Raw genomic sequence first — 15558 nt, forward strand, 5'->3', positions numbered from 1 at the left:
CAATTAAACTGTGAGCTACGCCACAAAACGCATCATGAATTCTCGCTATGCCTATCATGCCATTTTGGCAAGATTGTGGCCCGCCTTAAGTGTAGCGGGCCAGGCTATTCCGCGCTGCTCAGGCTGGCTAGTGGCTTTTGCTGTTCCGCTAACCGATGGCCGAGGAAGAAGAACAGCAGGCTGAACAACGCGGCGGCGATCAACACCAGGAACATTACCGGCGGTGGCGCATAGCTCAGCAGGAAACCGCACATCACCGGGTTGATGGCACCACCCAGATTACTCAGACTCTGTACGCCGTAATAGCTGCCTTTCAGGTGCGGCGGGGCGATAAAGTCGATAAACATATATTCAACCGGAATGACGATGATTTCCCCCAGGGTGAAAATCGCCATGGCCAGCACCCATAGCCATATCGAAAGCCCTGCCAGCATAAAGCCGATCAGCCCCAGGACGAAGAACAGCGTGCCCAGCATCAGCCAGCGCAGCATGTTGTCCTGGCGCATACCGCGGCTCAGCAGATACTGCAGGGCGATCACGATGCAGGCGTTGACGATCATCACCACGCCAATCACTTTGTAAGCAAATTCGGCATCGCTAACGAGGATCAGATACTGCGACAGATAGCCGGTAAATTGGCCAAATACCACCGCGCCTAACGTGCTGCCAAGGGTGAAATAAATCAGCCGCCGATCGCCGCGTAGCACATTCAACGTCTGGCGGAAGTTGAGAACCGATGGTGGAGTGTTGCCGGTGTCTTCCATCGGTGGCGATGGATAGCTGCGCAGGCGGAAGCTCAGGGTTATCACAGTCAGTAACGCCAACCCGCCGGACAGGTAGAACGGCAGCAGTGGGCTGTAACCGGCTACCATCACGCCCAATGATGAGCCGACGGCCCAGCCGACGTTCACCAGCGTATAGTTGATCGAGAAGGCCTTGATACGCTGATTTACCGGCAGCCAACTGGCAAAGCAGGCCTTGATGGCGATGCTGAGCACCGCATAGGCGGTATGTAAGATGGCCAGCACCAGGATAACGCCAGCGGGGTGCGAGACCCATGGGATAGCAAAAAAGCTCAGCGAAAATAGCAGGATGGCCAGCAGGATCAGCGGATTTTTATTAAAGCGATCGACCAGATAACCGCCATAAAAGCTGCTGATGATGCCGATAGTCAGGCTGACGCCCAAGATAATCCCCACGCTTTTCGGCAGCAGGTGGAAGTGCTCGGTCAGGTAAATGGTGATAAAGGGCAGCGTGACGCCACGGCCTATGGTCAGCACCAGCGAACTTGCCAGCAATATCTTAATCAGTGGGGGGAATCCCTTCATAACCAAACCTGTTGATGCATACAGTTATTACGTCAATGCAACTACAGTAGCGTATTTTGTGGTGCTGAGAAGGGGCGAACGGAAAAATTGTTTAAAAAAAAGAGGCTACGTCTGTAGCCCCTCGGTAAAACAGCATTATTTACCGGATTTGGCCTGCAGGGTGGCAAACCAGGGTTGGATGAAGTCTTCACTGCTGCCCCAGCCTGGGATAATTTTACCCAGCGAGGCTACGTTGATTGGACCGGTCTGGCTGACCAGCAAGGCTTGCGGGATGGCGGCGGCTTTAAACTGATAGGTGGCTGGTGTTGGCTCGCCCGCCAGCTTGTTGGCAATCAGGCGCAGGTTGACGGCTCCGATCAACTTGGTATCTACCGCGACGCTGACCTTCCACGGGCTACCGGCTTCGCGCATCAGTTGCAGATCCTGGTTGGAGATATCGATGCTGTAGAGCTTGATCTCGGTGCGGCCATTTTCTTGCAGCGCCTTATAGGCTCCCTGGCTGAAGGCATCCCAGGTGCCCCAGATGGCATCGATTTTACCTTTCGGGTATTTGGCTAGCACCGCCCCCACTTTATTGGCGGTATCGCCCTGAACGTCGGAGGAAACTGCCCCGATTGATTCCAACTCATGAATGCCCGGGTTTTGCTTGAGCAATTGCTGGTAAGCGGCCTGGCGGCGCTCCATCGGCGGGAAGCCTGCAACCCACAGTTTGATAATGTTGGCCTTGCCGTCGAAGTCTTTAATCAGTTGGCCGAAGGATTCATTGGCCAGCGAGGCATCATCCTGTTGGGAAACGGTGACGCCGGGGATCTCGCCGCTAACGTCGGTATCAAAGGCTGACACCGCGATACCTGCCGCAGCGATGCGCTTGACCAGATCGGTGGAATAGGGCGCGCGGCCTTGAGAAAGAATGATGCCGTCATATTTCTGGCTGATGGCCTGGTTAACGAAGTCCTGAAAGCGCGCGTCATCGCCGTTGCTCAGGAAGGTATCGACCTTGAAACCGAGCTTGCGCCCCTCCTGGATTGCTCCGGCCAAAAACTGGGTGGTGTTGTCATCGGAACCCAGGTTACGGATCACCGCCACACGGATCTGCCCTTGATGCTGAGCAATAGCGTCAGGAACGGGGGCAAGCGTGGCTTCAGCGGCCAGCAGGGGCAGGCTGGTCAGCAGGCTGAGGGCGAGCAGTGAGGTCTTTATCGTTTTCATTATTGGCTCCGAAGCAGGTGAAGAGTTCCCGTTAAAATTGGATGTTTAGATATCTTTCTGTCTAGACGTCTATTTAGTGCAATGCAGCATCATAACCAGATGCCTGGCAATTGGGAATCCGCCGGCTTATGAATTTTTCTCAGGTGATATAACGATTGGTTTGGATGGGGTGCGCAGTTTTGGCAGGAACCGAGAGATCGACGGTGCTGGTGGCGCTAATCTTGGCTGATGAAGAGTGCAATCACGCTGATTAAGGCGCGCCGTTTAAGATCTGATATGACAGAGGCAGAACAAGCTTTGTGGCTGCAGCTGCGCGATCGCCGCTTGGCTGGGTTTAAGTTCCGACGGCAATTTCCGGTTGGGCCTTTCTTTGCCGATTTCGCGTGTTGGCAGGCGAAGCTGATTGTTGAGCTGGATGGTGGTCAGCATTCGGGGCAGGTGGCTTATGATCAGCAGCGCACCTATTTTCTAGAGCAGCAAGGTTTTACCGTGATTCGTTTTTGGAATGATGAGGTTTTACTTAATTGGGAGGGTGTGAGACAGGTGATTTTATGGCATTTGCAGGATCGTGTTTCCCCTCATTCTAGCTTCTGAGATACCCCTCACCCCAACCCTCTCCCGTAGGGCGAGGGGGCTGCCCGGAGCATATAATTAGTCCGTGCTGCTTCGGGAAGAAATAAATAAGAAGAAAGGCAGGTATGACTCAGAGAAATCAACGAACTCGATAGGTATTACTAGATCGGAAAGAAATGAATAAGAAGAAAGGTTGGGTATGACTCAGGAAAATCAACGAACTCGATCGGTCCCCTCTCCCTGTGGGAGAGGGTTAGGGTGAGGGGACTTTTCTCGATATTACAGAAGCTTACTTAACCTGCATACCAGGCTGTGCGCCGCTGTCCGGGCTGAGCAGGAAGATCTCCTTACCGCCAGGGCCAGCCGCCATCACCATCCCTTCGGAAACGCCAAAGCGCATTTTACGCGGCGCCAGGTTGGCCACCATAATCGTCAAACGCCCTTCCAGCAGTGAAGGATCAGGGTAGGCAGAGCGAATACCGGAGAAGATCTGGCGTGATTCGCCACCCAGATCCAACTGCAGCTTCAGCAGCTTGTCAGAACCTTCAACAAACTCGGCGCTCTTGATCAGCGCGATACGCATATCGACTTTGGCGAAATCATCAAAGCTGATGGTGTCCTGGATCGGATCGTCCGCCAGCGGTCCGCTGACAACCTTCTGGCTGGCGGCCAGATCTTCTTTTGATGCATTGACCATTTCATTCACTTTGTCGAGATCGATACGGTTGAACAACGCCTTGAAGGTGCTCACCTGATGGCCCAGCAGCGGCTGCTCAATGCCATCCCAGCTCAGTTCGCAGTTGAGGAACGCTTCGGCACGTTCGGTCAACGCAGGCAGAACCGGCTTCAGGTAGGTCATCAGCACGCGGAACAGGTTGATGCCCATCGAACAGATAGCTTGCAGATCGGCGTCTCGGCCTTCTTCTTTCGCCACTACCCAAGGAGCCTGCTCATCGACATAGCGGTTGGCCAGATCGGCCAGCGCCATGATTTCGCGGATCGCCCGGCTGGTTTCACGGCTGGCATAGGCCTGCGCAATGCTGGTGGCAGCATCCACAAAGGTCTGGTACAGCGCGGGGGCGGCCAGGTGGTCGGCTAACTTCCCGGCAAAACGCTTGTTGATAAAGCCAGCGTTACGGGAAGCCAGGTTGACCACTTTGTTCACGATATCGGCATTCACGCGCTGCACGAAGTCTTCCAGATTCAGGTCGATATCGTCGATGCGTGAAGAGAGCTTGGCGGCGTAGTAATAACGCAGGCAATCGGCATCCAGGTGCTTGAGATAGGTACCAGCTTTAATGAAGGTGCCGCGCGACTTGGACATCTTGGCGCCGTTCACGGTCACATAGCCGTGCACAAACAGGCTGGTTGGCTTGCGGAAATCGCTGCCTTCCAACATTGCTGGCCAGAACAGGCTGTGGAAGTAGACGATATCCTTACCGATGAAGTGATACAGCTCGGTAGTGGAGTCTTTACGCCAGAACTCGTCGAAATCCAGATCGCCGCGTTTATCGCACAGGTTCTTGAACGAACCCATGTAACCGATTGGCGCATCCAGCCAGACGTAGAAATATTTGCCTGGGGCATCCGGAATTTCGAAGCCGAAATACGGCGCATCGCGGGAGATATCCCACTGTTGCAGGCCGGATTCGAACCATTCCTGCATCTTGTTTGCCACCTGCTCTTGTAGCGCGCCGGAGCGTGTCCAGGCTTGCAGCATGTCGCTGAAAGCGGGAAGGTCGAAGAAGTAGTGCTCAGAATCACGCATTTCCGGGGTAGCGCCGGAAACCACGGATTTAGGGTCGATCAGCTCGGTTGGGCTGTAGGTTGCGCCACAAACTTCGCAGTTATCGCCATATTGATCCGGAGATTTACATTTCGGGCAGGTACCCTTCACAAAACGATCCGGCAGGAACATGCCTTTCTCAGGATCGTAAAGCTGAGAAATGGTGCGTCGCTTGATATGACCGTTCTCTTTCAAGCGGCCATAGATGATACCTGACAGTTCACGGTTTTCTTCGCTATGGGTCGAATGATAATTCTCATAGCTGATGCCAAAACCGGCGAAATCCTGTTGGTGCTCGCGGCTCATTTCCGCGATCATCTCTTCTGGCGGGATACCCATCTGCTGTGCTTTGAGCATGATTGGCGTACCGTGCGCGTCATCCGCACAGATGAAATGAACTTCGTTGCCGCGCATTCGTTGGTAACGAACCCAGATATCTGCCTGGATGTGCTCGAGCATGTGGCCGAGATGGATGGAACCATTTGCGTACGGTAGCGCGCACGTCACCAATAATTTTTTCGCGACTTGAGCCATAATGAAAAGTTGCTTTCTTTAATGAGTGAAAAGGGTCTTTGATGTTACCCGATCGCGCTCTCTGCTGCTAGGGCGGTTTCTTTCGGGTTATACGAGCGAGTTACCCTGCAGTTCTGATATGCTTATCGGGTTGCTACCCATTCAAAATCAAGGAGCCGGGATGAACGCCAAATCCCCTGAGCAGACCAACCCTGAAGTTCTGCGCGCCCTGGTGACCGGAGTATTGGCCGCCTTCGAACACCCGACGTTAAAAAACAACCTGACCGCACTGAAAGCTATTCACCACTGCACGCTGCTGGACAATGTCCTGCATATCGAGTTAGTCATGCCGTTTGCCTGGCAAAGTGGGTTTGAGGCGCTGAAAGAATCGGTAAGCGCCGAACTGCTGCGCGTGACCGGCGTTCAGGCTATCGAATGGAAGCTGAAGCACGATATCACCACCTTGAAACGCGCCAACGACCAGGCTGGGGTGAAGGGGGTGCGTAACATTATTGCCGTCAGCTCAGGCAAAGGCGGGGTGGGGAAATCCAGCACCGCGGTCAACCTGGCGCTGGCGCTGATCGCCGAAGGTGCCAAAGTGGGGATCCTGGATGCGGACATTTATGGCCCGTCGATCCCCAACATGCTGGGCACTGAACATGAACGCCCAACCTCGCCGGACGGACAGCATATGGCTCCGATCATGGCGCACGGCCTGGCGACCAACTCTATCGGCTACCTGGTGACCGACGACAACGCCATGGTGTGGCGTGGGCCGATGGCCAGCAAGGCGCTGCTGCAACTGTTGCAGGACACGCTGTGGCCGGATCTGGATTATCTGGTACTGGATATGCCACCGGGGACCGGGGATATCCAACTGACCCTGTCGCAGAATATCCCGGTGACCGGTGCGCTGGTGGTGACGACGCCTCAGGATATCGCCTTGCTTGATGCCGCTAAAGGCATTGTGATGTTCGAAAAGGTGCATGTGCCGGTATTGGGCATCGTTGAGAACATGAGCATGCACGTGTGCAGCAACTGTGGTCATCACGAACCAATTTTCGGTACCGGTGGGGCAGAGAAGCTGGTGCAGAAATACCATAGCCGCCTGTTGGGGCAGATGCCGTTGCATATCTCGTTGCGAGAAGATCTGGATCGCGGACAACCGACCGTGGTCAGCCGCCCGGACAGCGAGTTTGCCGAAATGTACCGTCAACTGGCGGGGCGCGTTGCGGCTCAGATGTACTGGCAGGGGGAAGCCATCCCTACCGAGATCTCTTTCCGCGCGCTCTAATACGCCCAGAATTACGTGCCCGCTTTGTCCCCTCACCCCAACCCTCTCCCACAGGGAGAGGGAGCAGTATGGAGATGCGTTGAGGTACAGGAGTCAATCTGTGGCAAACGTATTCGACGGATGTTGAGGTTAGATGTAGTAATTAACGCTGTGGCACGTTCTGTCCCCACTTCCCAAAAAGGAGAGGGAGCAGTATGGAGATGCGTTGAGGTACAGGAGTCAATCTGTGGCAAACGTATTCGACGGATATTGAGGTTAGATGTAGTAATTAACGTTGTGGCACGTTCTGTCCCCTCTCCCTGTGGGAGAGGGTTAGGGTGAGGGGTCATTAACGACTCTGAGGTGCTGAAACCTGTGGTTTTTTGTGCAAATCAGCCCGCACAAAAGGTTTTTCTACTGGCGCAATAGTCACGGCAATCCTTTCCAGTAACCCCTGGGTCGGTGCTGCAGTGCCGGAATTGATCAGGACCAGGGGCAGAGCCAGCGTAACGGCAATTTTGCGGTAGGACAGCCGTGGTGGCTGCGTGCCACGTTGCAGCATTAAGAAGGTGCTGCTGACAATAAAGCCGAGTGCCAGACCGGTGATCACCTCAGAAGTGGAATGGGCGTGTATCACCAAACGTGAATACCCTACCGCGGCGGCCAACAGATAGCCGACGATCACCGCGGTGCGCCTGACCGGCGACGAGAAACGCCCACAGAGCAACCACAGCAACACCGGCCAGATACTGGCAGACAGGGCCGAGTGGCCGCTGAACCCGGTAAAATCCCAGTGGCTGCTGCCGATACCCCAGCCCATAAACGCCAGCTTCGATACGCAAACTACGGCACCCACGCCGCCAAACAGCAGCATCCATTGCCAGGTCGGTTTTCTGCTGGTAGGGGACAGGAGTAAAATAATAAAGACGATGGCTGCGCAGGGCAGCAGCAGCATGCTGTCACCAAAGAATGTCAGGAAATGCCAGTTCATGTATGGTTTTACTCTAAGAAATAGGATCGAAGACGGTCTTGATGATGGCGTGAATTGTACCCTGAGTCGCCGATTTGCAGTAGCGTAAAAAATCTTAAATCCCCCGGCAAAAGATACTCTGTATGTCAATTACGCCGGTTTGTGGGGATAATCTCCCGCCTTACCGTCTAAACGCTGGCGCCGAGAGCACTAACTCCCTATAATTGACCTGTTTTATACCCCCTTTCCCCACATATGAAATCAGGTCTTTAATTTTATGACTGACAAGTCGCATCAGTGCGTCATTATTGGTATAGCTGGCGCATCAGCCTCCGGAAAAAGCCTTATTGCCAGTACGTTATACCGCGAACTCCGCGATCAGGTTGGCGATCAACATATCGGTGTGATCCCGGAAGACAGTTACTACAAAGACCAGACGCACCTGACCATGGAAGAGCGGGTCAAAACCAACTATGACCACCCCAGCGCCATGGATCACAACCTGTTGTTCCAGCATCTGCAAATGCTGAAATCCGGCCAGGCGATTGAGTTGCCGCTGTATAGCTACACCGAACATACGCGTAAGAAAGAGACGATCCATCTCGAACCCAAGAAAGTCATCATCCTGGAAGGGATCCTGTTATTGACGGATATCCGCCTGCGCCAGGAAATGAACTTCTCGATTTTTGTCGATACCCCACTGGATATTTGCCTGATGCGCCGCATGAAGCGCGACGTGAATGAGCGTGGCCGCTCCATGGATTCCGTAATGGCGCAGTACCAGAAAACCGTCCGCCCAATGTTCCTGCAGTTTATTGAGCCTTCGAAGCAATACGCCGATATTATCGTACCGCGCGGGGGTAAAAACCGTATCGCGATAGATATCCTGAAGGCAAAAATCAGCCAATTCTTTGAATAAGTCCTTAACAGGCCAGCCTGTTTTTGCTGGTCTTTAACGAACTATTTGAGTCCCGACATAGACCTTGAGCCCGTTGTGTGGCAGTTTTCGTATAAGTTTATGCGCCTTGATGGAATGGAGAAAATAATGAGACTGTGCGACCGCGATATCGAAGCCTGGCTGGATAACGGAAAACTGGTGATTTCACCGCGTCCTCCCATTGAGCGCATTAACGGGGCCACAGTGGATGTCCGTCTGGGCAATCAGTTCCGCGTGTTCCGTGGCCATACCGCTGCGTTTATCGATCTCAGTGGCCCAAAGGATGAAGTGAGCGCCGCTCTAGACCGCGTAATGAGCGATGAAATCGTGCTGCCGGAAGGCGAAGCTTTCTTCCTCCATCCGGGTGAACTGGCGCTGGCGGTGACGCTGGAGTCGGTCACCATCCCCAACGATCTGGTTGGCTGGCTCGATGGCCGCTCTTCGTTAGCCCGCCTGGGATTGATGGTGCACGTTACCGCACACCGTATCGATCCAGGCTGGCAAGGCTGTATTGTGCTGGAGTTCTATAATTCAGGTAAGCTGCCGTTGGCACTACGCCCTGGCATGTTGATCGGTGCGCTGAGTTTTGAACCGCTTTCCGGGCCTGCGTCACGGCCATACAATAGCCGCCAGGACGCGAAATACAGGGATCAGCAAGGGGCCGTGGCCAGTCGTATTGACAAGGATTAACAGCGAACCGGTATTACGCTGACACGAGGATGGCATGAGAAGACTACTGACGACTTTGGTGATTTTGCTGGTGGTGCTGGTGGCGGGGATGTCTGCCTTGGTGCTGTTGGTTAATCCGAATGATTTCCGCGGCTATATGATCAAGAAGGTTGAGCAGAGCAGCGGCTATCATCTGACGCTGGAAGGCGACCTTCGTTGGCACGTCTGGCCACAGTTGAGCATTCTTGCCGGGCGAATGACGCTGACGGCGCCAGGGGCAGCGGCTCCGGCGGTCAGCGCAGATAATATGCGTCTGGATGTCAAACTGCTGCCGCTCCTTTCCCACCAGCTTTACGTTAAGCAGGTGATGCTGAAAAATGCCGTTATCCGCCTGACCCCCGACAGCGCAGAGCAAAACCAGCCCGATGCCCCTATCGCCCCCGGTGGTAACCAGGCGGATGATGGCTCGGGATCCCTGTGGAAATTTGATATCGACAACCTGCGGGTGGTGGACAGCCTGCTGATCTGGCAACGAGCCAACAACGAGCAGATTAACGTTCGCGATATCAATTTAACCCTGCAGCAAAATGACCAGCATCAGGCGCAGATCGAGCTTTCCAGCCGGGTGAATCGCGACCAACGCGATCTGAGCTTCAACCTAGCGGCCAATCTCGATCTACAACAGTTTCCCCGCCAGATAGGTGCACAGGTCACGCAGTTTAGCTACCAGCTTGAGGGCGCAGATATTCTTGCCGGTGCCATCAAGGGGGAAGGGAGCGTACAGGCGGTTTATCAGCAGGCTTCGCAGCAGATTGTCTTGAGCCAACTGATGCTCAGTGTCAATGATAGCCAGTTGACGGGGAGTGCTAGCGCGCAGTTCGGCCCCGTGCCTGCTTACACCCTGGATCTCAGTGCCACACAACTCAATCTGGATGCGCTCTCGGGCTGGCAGACAAAAACCCCTGATGAGGAGAAGCTACCGCAGCCGGTGACCGCATCCCCGGTGATCGCCAATCAGGCGGACGATCCACAACAGAATTTACAGGTGTTACGTGACTTCAACGCACAGCTCAAGCTGAAGGCGGACCAGGTTACCTACCGTGGGATGTTGATTAGTCAGTTGGCGGTGCAGGCAAGCAACCAACAGGGATTAATGACGGTGGCTACGCTGTCTGGTAAGTTGGCCGGCGGTGATTTCTCCCTGCCTGGTTCGATGGATGCGCGAACTGATAAGCCGCTGATTAAACTGCAGCCGCAGTTACGGCACATTGAGCTGGGCGAGGTACTCAAGGCCTTCGACATGCCATTGGCGCTGACCGGCACGTTCAACATGCAGGGCGATTTGAGCGGCGACCGCCTCAATGCCAAGGCTTTCGAACATCGTTGGCAAGGAACGGCGGAGTTGTCCATGCAGAATGCGCAGCTTCATGGCCTGAATATTCAACAGCTTATCCAGCAAGCCGTGGCGCGTAATGACAGTAGCGTGCGTGGTGAGGATAACAACCAGCGCTACACCGCGGTGCAACAAATGAGCGCCAAGGCCAGCTTGAGCAAGGGGCAGCTCACGCTCAGCGAGTTACAGGCAGAATCACCGGTGATGAACCTGACCGGCAGCGGTACGCTCAATATGCCTGGCAAACAGTGCGATTTAACCATGAACGTACTGGTCACGGGAGGTTGGCAGGGCAACAATGCGTTAATCGCACAACTGCGCGAAACGCCGATCCCTCTGCGCGTCTATGGCCCTTGGGATCAGCTCAATTATCAACTGCAGGTCGATCAGCTATTGCGTAAAAAGCTGCAGGATCGTGCCAAAGACGCCTTGAACAAGTGGGCGGAGAAGAATAAAGGGTCCCAAGATGGCCAGGATCTGAAAAAACTGCTCGATAAGCTGTAAACCTTATCAAACACTGCCCGCGCTCTCTTTAGGTTGGATGAGCGCGGGTTTGCCCCCCGGACGACAAAATCAATACCTTTGATATTCATCTGGCATACTGCTGATGGCTTCCCTACAATAAGGGATCTGTTAATGAATAAAGCAAGGATTGACGGTGTCAAAAGCGAATTCTAATGCCACCATTGTGGATATTGCCCGCCGAGCCAACGTGACCAATATCACTGTCTCCCGTGCTTTTAATAAACCCGAACTGGTCAAGTCTGAAACGCTCGAGAAAATTCACGCTATTGCCAAAGAGCTTAATTATGTTCCCAATGCTTTCGCTCAGGGATTAAAGAAAAGCAGCAGCCAAATTATCGGCATTGTTACCAGTAGCATGTATAACCCTTTTTATTCCAACCTGATCCAAACCGTATCGCGTATTGCCCGCATGCAGGGCTATCAGATTATGCTGTTTGATACCGACGGCAGTGAAGAAGCTGAAATGCAGGCGGTACAGGCGCTGTTCGGTTATAAGGCTCGGGGCATCTTGCTCTCTGCCGTACGCGACGATCGGCACTATCAACCCGCCTACCTTGATCAGGCCGAACGCTATCACACTCCGCTGATCCTGATCGACAGGGACATTTATAATCAACAGCTTAGTGGCGTGTTCCTCAACAACCAAGAGATTGGCAAACTGGCCGGGAAATATCTGGCCGAGCAGCCGGAAAGTAATATCCTGATCCTGGGGGGGCCGGCCGACTCGGAAATTACCTTGGCGCGAACCCAGGGGATTATTGATGCTCTGGAGGAGAAGGGCAGTAAAATCACCATTATCAATGGCGACTATGATTTTATTTCACAAGAGGCACGGGTGAAAGAATATCTTGCCGATGAACGGCATCAGCCGGATTATATCGTGGGCCTCAACGGTATTATCACGCTGGGTGCTATTTCTTTATGCCATCAGCTGGGTATTTACCATCGGGTGAAATTCTTCTCGATCGATGAACCGCCCAAGGCGCGGGATTATGGGCAGCATATTGCCGGGGTTTATCACGATACGCAGGTGTTAGGGGAAATCGCGGCGGAGTTATTGTTTAATGCGATTAAAAATAATCACAGCGATCAACCATTAAGACGGGAATTTTTTACCGGGATGTTGCTTGTCGAGTGATGGCCCCTCACCCCAACCCTCTCCCACAGGGAGAGGGAGCTGTACGGTGCACATACGTAGCCCGCGTAGCTTCGGAAAGTAGGGAGTAAAAACAAGAAAGGCAAGGTCTTACTCAGGGCAATCAACGAACTCGATCGGTCCCCTCTCCCTGTGGGAGAGGGTTAGGGTGAGGGGTCATTATCTGAATTATCAGGCTAATCCCACCCCATTACTGCCCATAGTAAGCATTTTTACCGTGCTTGCGTAAAAAATGCTTATCCAACAGCGCGGGTTGCATAGGTGGGATCGCCGGAGTCAATTGCCGCGTGGCCATCGCCATTGCCGCCACTTCCTCCATCACCACCGCATTATGCACCGCATCCGCCGCCGTTTTTCCCCAGGCGAACGGCCCGTGAGAATAGACCAACACCCCCGGCACCTGTTGCGGATCGCGCTTCGTCTGTTGGAACGTCTCGATAATCACCTGGCCGGTTTCCCGCTCATAGTCGCCAGCAATCTCGTCCTCACGCATAGGGCGGGTACAGGGAATGTCACCATAAAAATAGTCGGCATGGGTGGTGCCCAGAGCCGGGATCGCCTGGCCAGCCTGTGCCCAGATGGTGGCATTACGGCTGTGGGTATGGACGATGCCGCCAATCTCGGGAAAGGCGCGATACAGCGCCAAATGGGTATCGGTATCCGAGGACGGTTTACGCTGCCCTTCCTGGATCACACCGTCCAAATCCACCACCACCAGATCGTCTACCGTCATCACCTCATAAGCGATCCCCGAAGGTTTGATCACCACCAGCCCCTGTTGGCGATCGATCGCCGACACGTTACCCCAGGTAAAGGTCACCAAACCATAACCCGGCAGGCTGAGATTGGCCGCCAAAACCTGCTGCTTCAACTCGCTTAACATGTGATGCCTCCCTGTTTCATCTGCTGCTCGATCCAGCTCTTGGCCTGGGTGATATGTTGGATATCCTGACCATCGTTGCGCGTCCACATTTCCAGCAGGAATGGGCCGCGATAGTTGAGCCGTTTTAACACGCCAAACGTATGGGCAAAGTCCACGCAGCCGCTGCCGAAAGGCACATCGCGGAATTGCCCTGTGGTGCCAGGCAGCACCGGTAAGGTATCTTTTAAATGGATGGCGGTGATCTTGTCGATGCCATGCTCCAGCTCAAAATCGACGTCATTGCCCCAGGCGCTGAGGTTGCCGATATCGGGATAGACGGTAAACCACGGGCTTGCAATCTGCCGGGCAAACTCGCGCCATTTGCTGATGCTGTTGATAAAGGTGGTATCCATTATCTCCACGGACAGCATCACCTGTGCCTTGGCCGCCAGTTCTACCGCCCATTGCAGACCTTCGATAAAACGGTGGCGTGTATGGCGATCGGCCGTTTCGTAATAGACGTCATACCCCGCTAGCTGAATATTCCTGATCCCGACGTCGACGGCGAAATCCAACGCCTTTTCCATCAACGTGCGCGCCTGCTGGCGGATGGCGGCATCATGGCTGCCAAACGGATAACGACGATGGGCGGATAAACACATGCTGGGCACCGTGATACCGCTGTCAAAACGCGCGTTGATCAGCGCCAGCCGCTGCTGACGATCCCAGTCCAGGCGCTGTTGGCGTTCCGGCTGCTCATCAATGGAGATCTCCATAAACTGGAAACCCAACTCGCTGGCGATACCCAGGCGTTGTGCCCAATCAAGATCCGCTGGCAAGGCTTTTTCGTACAGCCCAAGTGAGACGGTATTAGTGGTTTGCATGCTGGTTGGCCTCATTTAATGCTTGGGCGATATTCAGGTAGCCCGCAAAGCGATCGCGTAAGCGTCGGTTAGCCGCCGCGTCGGGATAATAGGTGTGTACTTCAGGCTGAATGACCTGCACGGCCTCGGTAAAGCTGCTGTACTCCCCGGCACCAACGGCGGCACAGATCGCCGCAGCCCGGCAGCCGCTTTGCTGGATGTCCACCACCTCCAGCGGCAAATTACCGGCGTTGGCAAACATCTGCATCCAGACGTCGGACTGCGTGGGGCCGCCGGTCATGCGAATACGCTCTACGCGCGGATTCAGCGTCACCAGGCGATCCTGATGAACCAGATGAGAGAACACGATGCCCTGATAGATCGCATGCACAATATCGGCCATATCATGGTGCCCGCTCAGGCCAATCAGCCCGCCCGGCAGATTGCTACCGAGGTTGGAGCCAAATAGGTACGGCAGGAATGTGATGTCGCTCGGCTGCTTGCTGCGCTCTTGTACCCAACGGTTGAACTGCGCATAGCGCTGATGATCGTTGTCGCAAAACTGCCGTAAAAACCAGGCCAGATTGCTCGCTGAGGTTGGGCTGCCTTCGTGAACAAAGTAGCGGCCCTCCATGCAATAACGTCCCCAGGCAAAGGGATGGGAGGAGGGGAGGAGGTCTTCCGTCACACAGGTGGCGATCGACCAGGTACCCGCTACGGCACTCAGGGTGCGATCATCGACGACTCCCGAGCACAAGGCCGCGCCGACCACATCAAACAGGCCGCCATACACCGCCGTTCCTGCGGGTAATCCGCATTGGGCAGCGGCAGTGGCGGTCACTTGCCCGGCAAGCTCGGCGGAACCTAGCAGCGGCGCGGTTTTATCGGCCACTTCCTCAATGCCGAATGCTGCCATCAATGCAGGGTCGTAGTCGGCCGTTTGCTGGTTGAACAGGTTGCTGCCGGAGATGTTGGTGATCTCCGCCGTTGCTTCACCCGTCAGGCGAAAGCGCAGGTAGTCATGGGCCATCAGCACCCGATCAATCGCCTCATATTGCGCGGGCTCATGCTGTTTCAACCAACGTAACAGTACTGCCGGATGGCTGTTCCAGATGGGTTGCAGGCTACGCGGGTAGGTGACGGCTTCGATACCCTGCTGCTGTAACTCAACCACCATCGCCCCGGCACGAGTATCCGAAGAAACAATGCCGTTGCGGACCGGCTGGCCCTTTTTATCAATGGCATATAGACCTTTGCCGTGTGATGAGAAGCTTACGCCACGCACTCGATCGCCAGTTATATCCGCGAGGCTGAGTACTTGGCGAATGGTTTGGCAAAGGTCACACCACAAAACCTCCATCTCGCGCTCAGAGAAACCGGGCTGCGGGGAAACGGTTTCCCCATCACACTCCGCTACGGCAATTTCCTCACCGTTAGCCCGGTATAGACCTGCCTTGATCAGCGTGCCGCCAATATCAATGCCCAGAAAATATCCCATATC

The 15558-nt window shown here is 54.5% G+C and carries 13 protein-coding genes; 6 read left to right on the forward strand and 7 right to left on the reverse strand.

What is annotated here, in order from left to right; translation table 11 throughout:
• Window positions 1-104 precede the first annotated feature (104 nt).
• Both KGP16_RS09055 and KGP16_RS09060 read right to left on the reverse strand, forming a co-directional pair.
• Window positions 105-1328: an MFS transporter gene (locus tag KGP16_RS09055; RefSeq protein WP_094983328.1), complete on the reverse strand. Its 1224-nt coding sequence runs from the start codon at window positions 1326-1328 to the stop codon at window positions 105-107.
• Between the two features lie 135 nt (window positions 1329-1463).
• Window positions 1464-2537 carry a sugar ABC transporter substrate-binding protein gene (locus KGP16_RS09060; RefSeq protein ID WP_021805054.1) on the reverse strand — a complete coding sequence of 358 codons (1074 nt, stop codon included), beginning with the start codon at window positions 2535-2537 and terminating at the stop codon, window positions 1464-1466.
• Between the two features lie 276 nt (window positions 2538-2813).
• Here KGP16_RS09060 and KGP16_RS09065 point away from each other — a divergent pair, with 276 nt between their 5' ends.
• Window positions 2814-3131 carry an endonuclease domain-containing protein gene (locus KGP16_RS09065; protein WP_371822689.1) on the forward strand — a complete coding sequence of 106 codons (318 nt, stop codon included), beginning with the start codon at window positions 2814-2816 and terminating at the stop codon, window positions 3129-3131.
• 268 nt (window positions 3132-3399) lie between these two features.
• Here the strand turns inward: KGP16_RS09065 and metG are convergent, their stop codons facing one another.
• Window positions 3400-5430: a methionine--tRNA ligase gene (metG, locus tag KGP16_RS09070; RefSeq protein ID WP_094982922.1), complete on the reverse strand. Its 2031-nt coding sequence runs from the start codon at window positions 5428-5430 to the stop codon at window positions 3400-3402.
• Window positions 5431-5590: 160 nt separating this feature from the next.
• On the opposite strand from metG, the gene apbC reads away from it, so the two are divergent.
• Window positions 5591-6703 carry an iron-sulfur cluster carrier protein ApbC gene (apbC, locus tag KGP16_RS09075; protein WP_021805051.1) on the forward strand — a complete coding sequence of 371 codons (1113 nt, stop codon included), beginning with the start codon at window positions 5591-5593 and terminating at the stop codon, window positions 6701-6703.
• A gap of 328 nt (window positions 6704-7031) precedes the next feature.
• On the opposite strand, the gene KGP16_RS09080 is transcribed toward apbC, so the two are convergent.
• Window positions 7032-7673, reverse strand: a complete 642-nt coding sequence (locus tag KGP16_RS09080) for a phosphatase PAP2 family protein (protein ID WP_021805050.1) — start codon at window positions 7671-7673, stop codon at window positions 7032-7034.
• 256 nt (window positions 7674-7929) lie between these two features.
• On the opposite strand from KGP16_RS09080, the gene udk reads away from it, so the two are divergent.
• From udk to KGP16_RS09100, 4 genes are all read left to right on the forward strand, one after another.
• Entirely contained in the window at window positions 7930-8571 is a 642-nt protein-coding gene (udk, locus tag KGP16_RS09085; protein ID WP_021180590.1) for a uridine kinase, read from the forward strand.
• A gap of 126 nt (window positions 8572-8697) precedes the next feature.
• Window positions 8698-9279 (forward strand): dCTP deaminase, encoded by a 582-nt coding sequence (gene dcd / locus KGP16_RS09090; protein WP_021805049.1) that lies wholly within the window; start codon window positions 8698-8700, stop codon window positions 9277-9279.
• A gap of 34 nt (window positions 9280-9313) precedes the next feature.
• Window positions 9314-11155, forward strand: a complete 1842-nt coding sequence (gene asmA, locus KGP16_RS09095) for an outer membrane assembly protein AsmA (RefSeq protein ID WP_223501186.1) — start codon at window positions 9314-9316, stop codon at window positions 11153-11155.
• A gap of 154 nt (window positions 11156-11309) precedes the next feature.
• A complete protein-coding gene (locus tag KGP16_RS09100; RefSeq protein WP_059200312.1) occupies window positions 11310-12314 on the forward strand; it encodes a LacI family DNA-binding transcriptional regulator in 1005 nt (334 codons plus the stop codon).
• A 208-nt stretch (window positions 12315-12522) separates the two neighbouring features.
• Here KGP16_RS09100 and araD read toward each other — a convergent pair whose 3' ends face one another.
• Genes araD through KGP16_RS09115 form a run of 3 tightly spaced genes read right to left on the reverse strand, consistent with a single transcriptional unit; the run spans window position 12523 to window position 15555 of the window.
• Window positions 12523-13215: an L-ribulose-5-phosphate 4-epimerase gene (gene araD, locus KGP16_RS09105; RefSeq protein WP_071680828.1), complete on the reverse strand. Its 693-nt coding sequence runs from the start codon at window positions 13213-13215 to the stop codon at window positions 12523-12525.
• On the reverse strand, window positions 13209-14078 hold the full coding sequence (locus KGP16_RS09110) for an L-ribulose-5-phosphate 3-epimerase (protein ID WP_223501187.1): 870 nt from the start codon (window positions 14076-14078) through the stop codon (window positions 13209-13211). Before KGP16_RS09110 ends, araD begins: the two co-directional genes overlap by 7 nt.
• Window positions 14065-15555 (reverse strand): FGGY-family carbohydrate kinase, encoded by a 1491-nt coding sequence (locus KGP16_RS09115; RefSeq protein ID WP_223501188.1) that lies wholly within the window; start codon window positions 15553-15555, stop codon window positions 14065-14067. Before KGP16_RS09115 ends, KGP16_RS09110 begins: the two co-directional genes overlap by 14 nt.
• Window positions 15556-15558: the final 3 nt, after the last annotated feature.

The organism is Serratia sp. JSRIV006, from assembly GCF_019968685.1.
Classification (GTDB): domain Bacteria; phylum Pseudomonadota; class Gammaproteobacteria; order Enterobacterales; family Enterobacteriaceae; genus Chania; species Chania fonticola_B.

Coding starts and splice junctions, on each gene's coding strand:
- KGP16_RS09055 (WP_094983328.1), bottom strand. CDS start 1,328: ATGAAGGGATTCCCCCCACTGATTAAGATATTGCTGGCAAGTTCGCTG.
- KGP16_RS09110 (WP_223501187.1), bottom strand. CDS start 14,078: ATGCAAACCACTAATACCGTCTCACTTGGGCTGTACGAAAAAGCCTTG.
- araD (WP_071680828.1), bottom strand. CDS start 13,215: ATGTTAAGCGAGTTGAAGCAGCAGGTTTTGGCGGCCAATCTCAGCCTG.
- asmA (WP_223501186.1), top strand. CDS start 9,314: ATGAGAAGACTACTGACGACTTTGGTGATTTTGCTGGTGGTGCTGGTG.
- udk (WP_021180590.1), top strand. CDS start 7,930: ATGACTGACAAGTCGCATCAGTGCGTCATTATTGGTATAGCTGGCGCA.
- KGP16_RS09065 (WP_371822689.1), top strand. CDS start 2,814: ATGACAGAGGCAGAACAAGCTTTGTGGCTGCAGCTGCGCGATCGCCGC.
- apbC (WP_021805051.1), top strand. CDS start 5,591: ATGAACGCCAAATCCCCTGAGCAGACCAACCCTGAAGTTCTGCGCGCC.
- dcd (WP_021805049.1), top strand. CDS start 8,698: ATGAGACTGTGCGACCGCGATATCGAAGCCTGGCTGGATAACGGAAAA.
- KGP16_RS09115 (WP_223501188.1), bottom strand. CDS start 15,555: ATGGGATATTTTCTGGGCATTGATATTGGCGGCACGCTGATCAAGGCA.
- KGP16_RS09060 (WP_021805054.1), bottom strand. CDS start 2,537: ATGAAAACGATAAAGACCTCACTGCTCGCCCTCAGCCTGCTGACCAGC.
- KGP16_RS09080 (WP_021805050.1), bottom strand. CDS start 7,673: ATGAACTGGCATTTCCTGACATTCTTTGGTGACAGCATGCTGCTGCTG.
- metG (WP_094982922.1), bottom strand. CDS start 5,430: ATGGCTCAAGTCGCGAAAAAATTATTGGTGACGTGCGCGCTACCGTAC.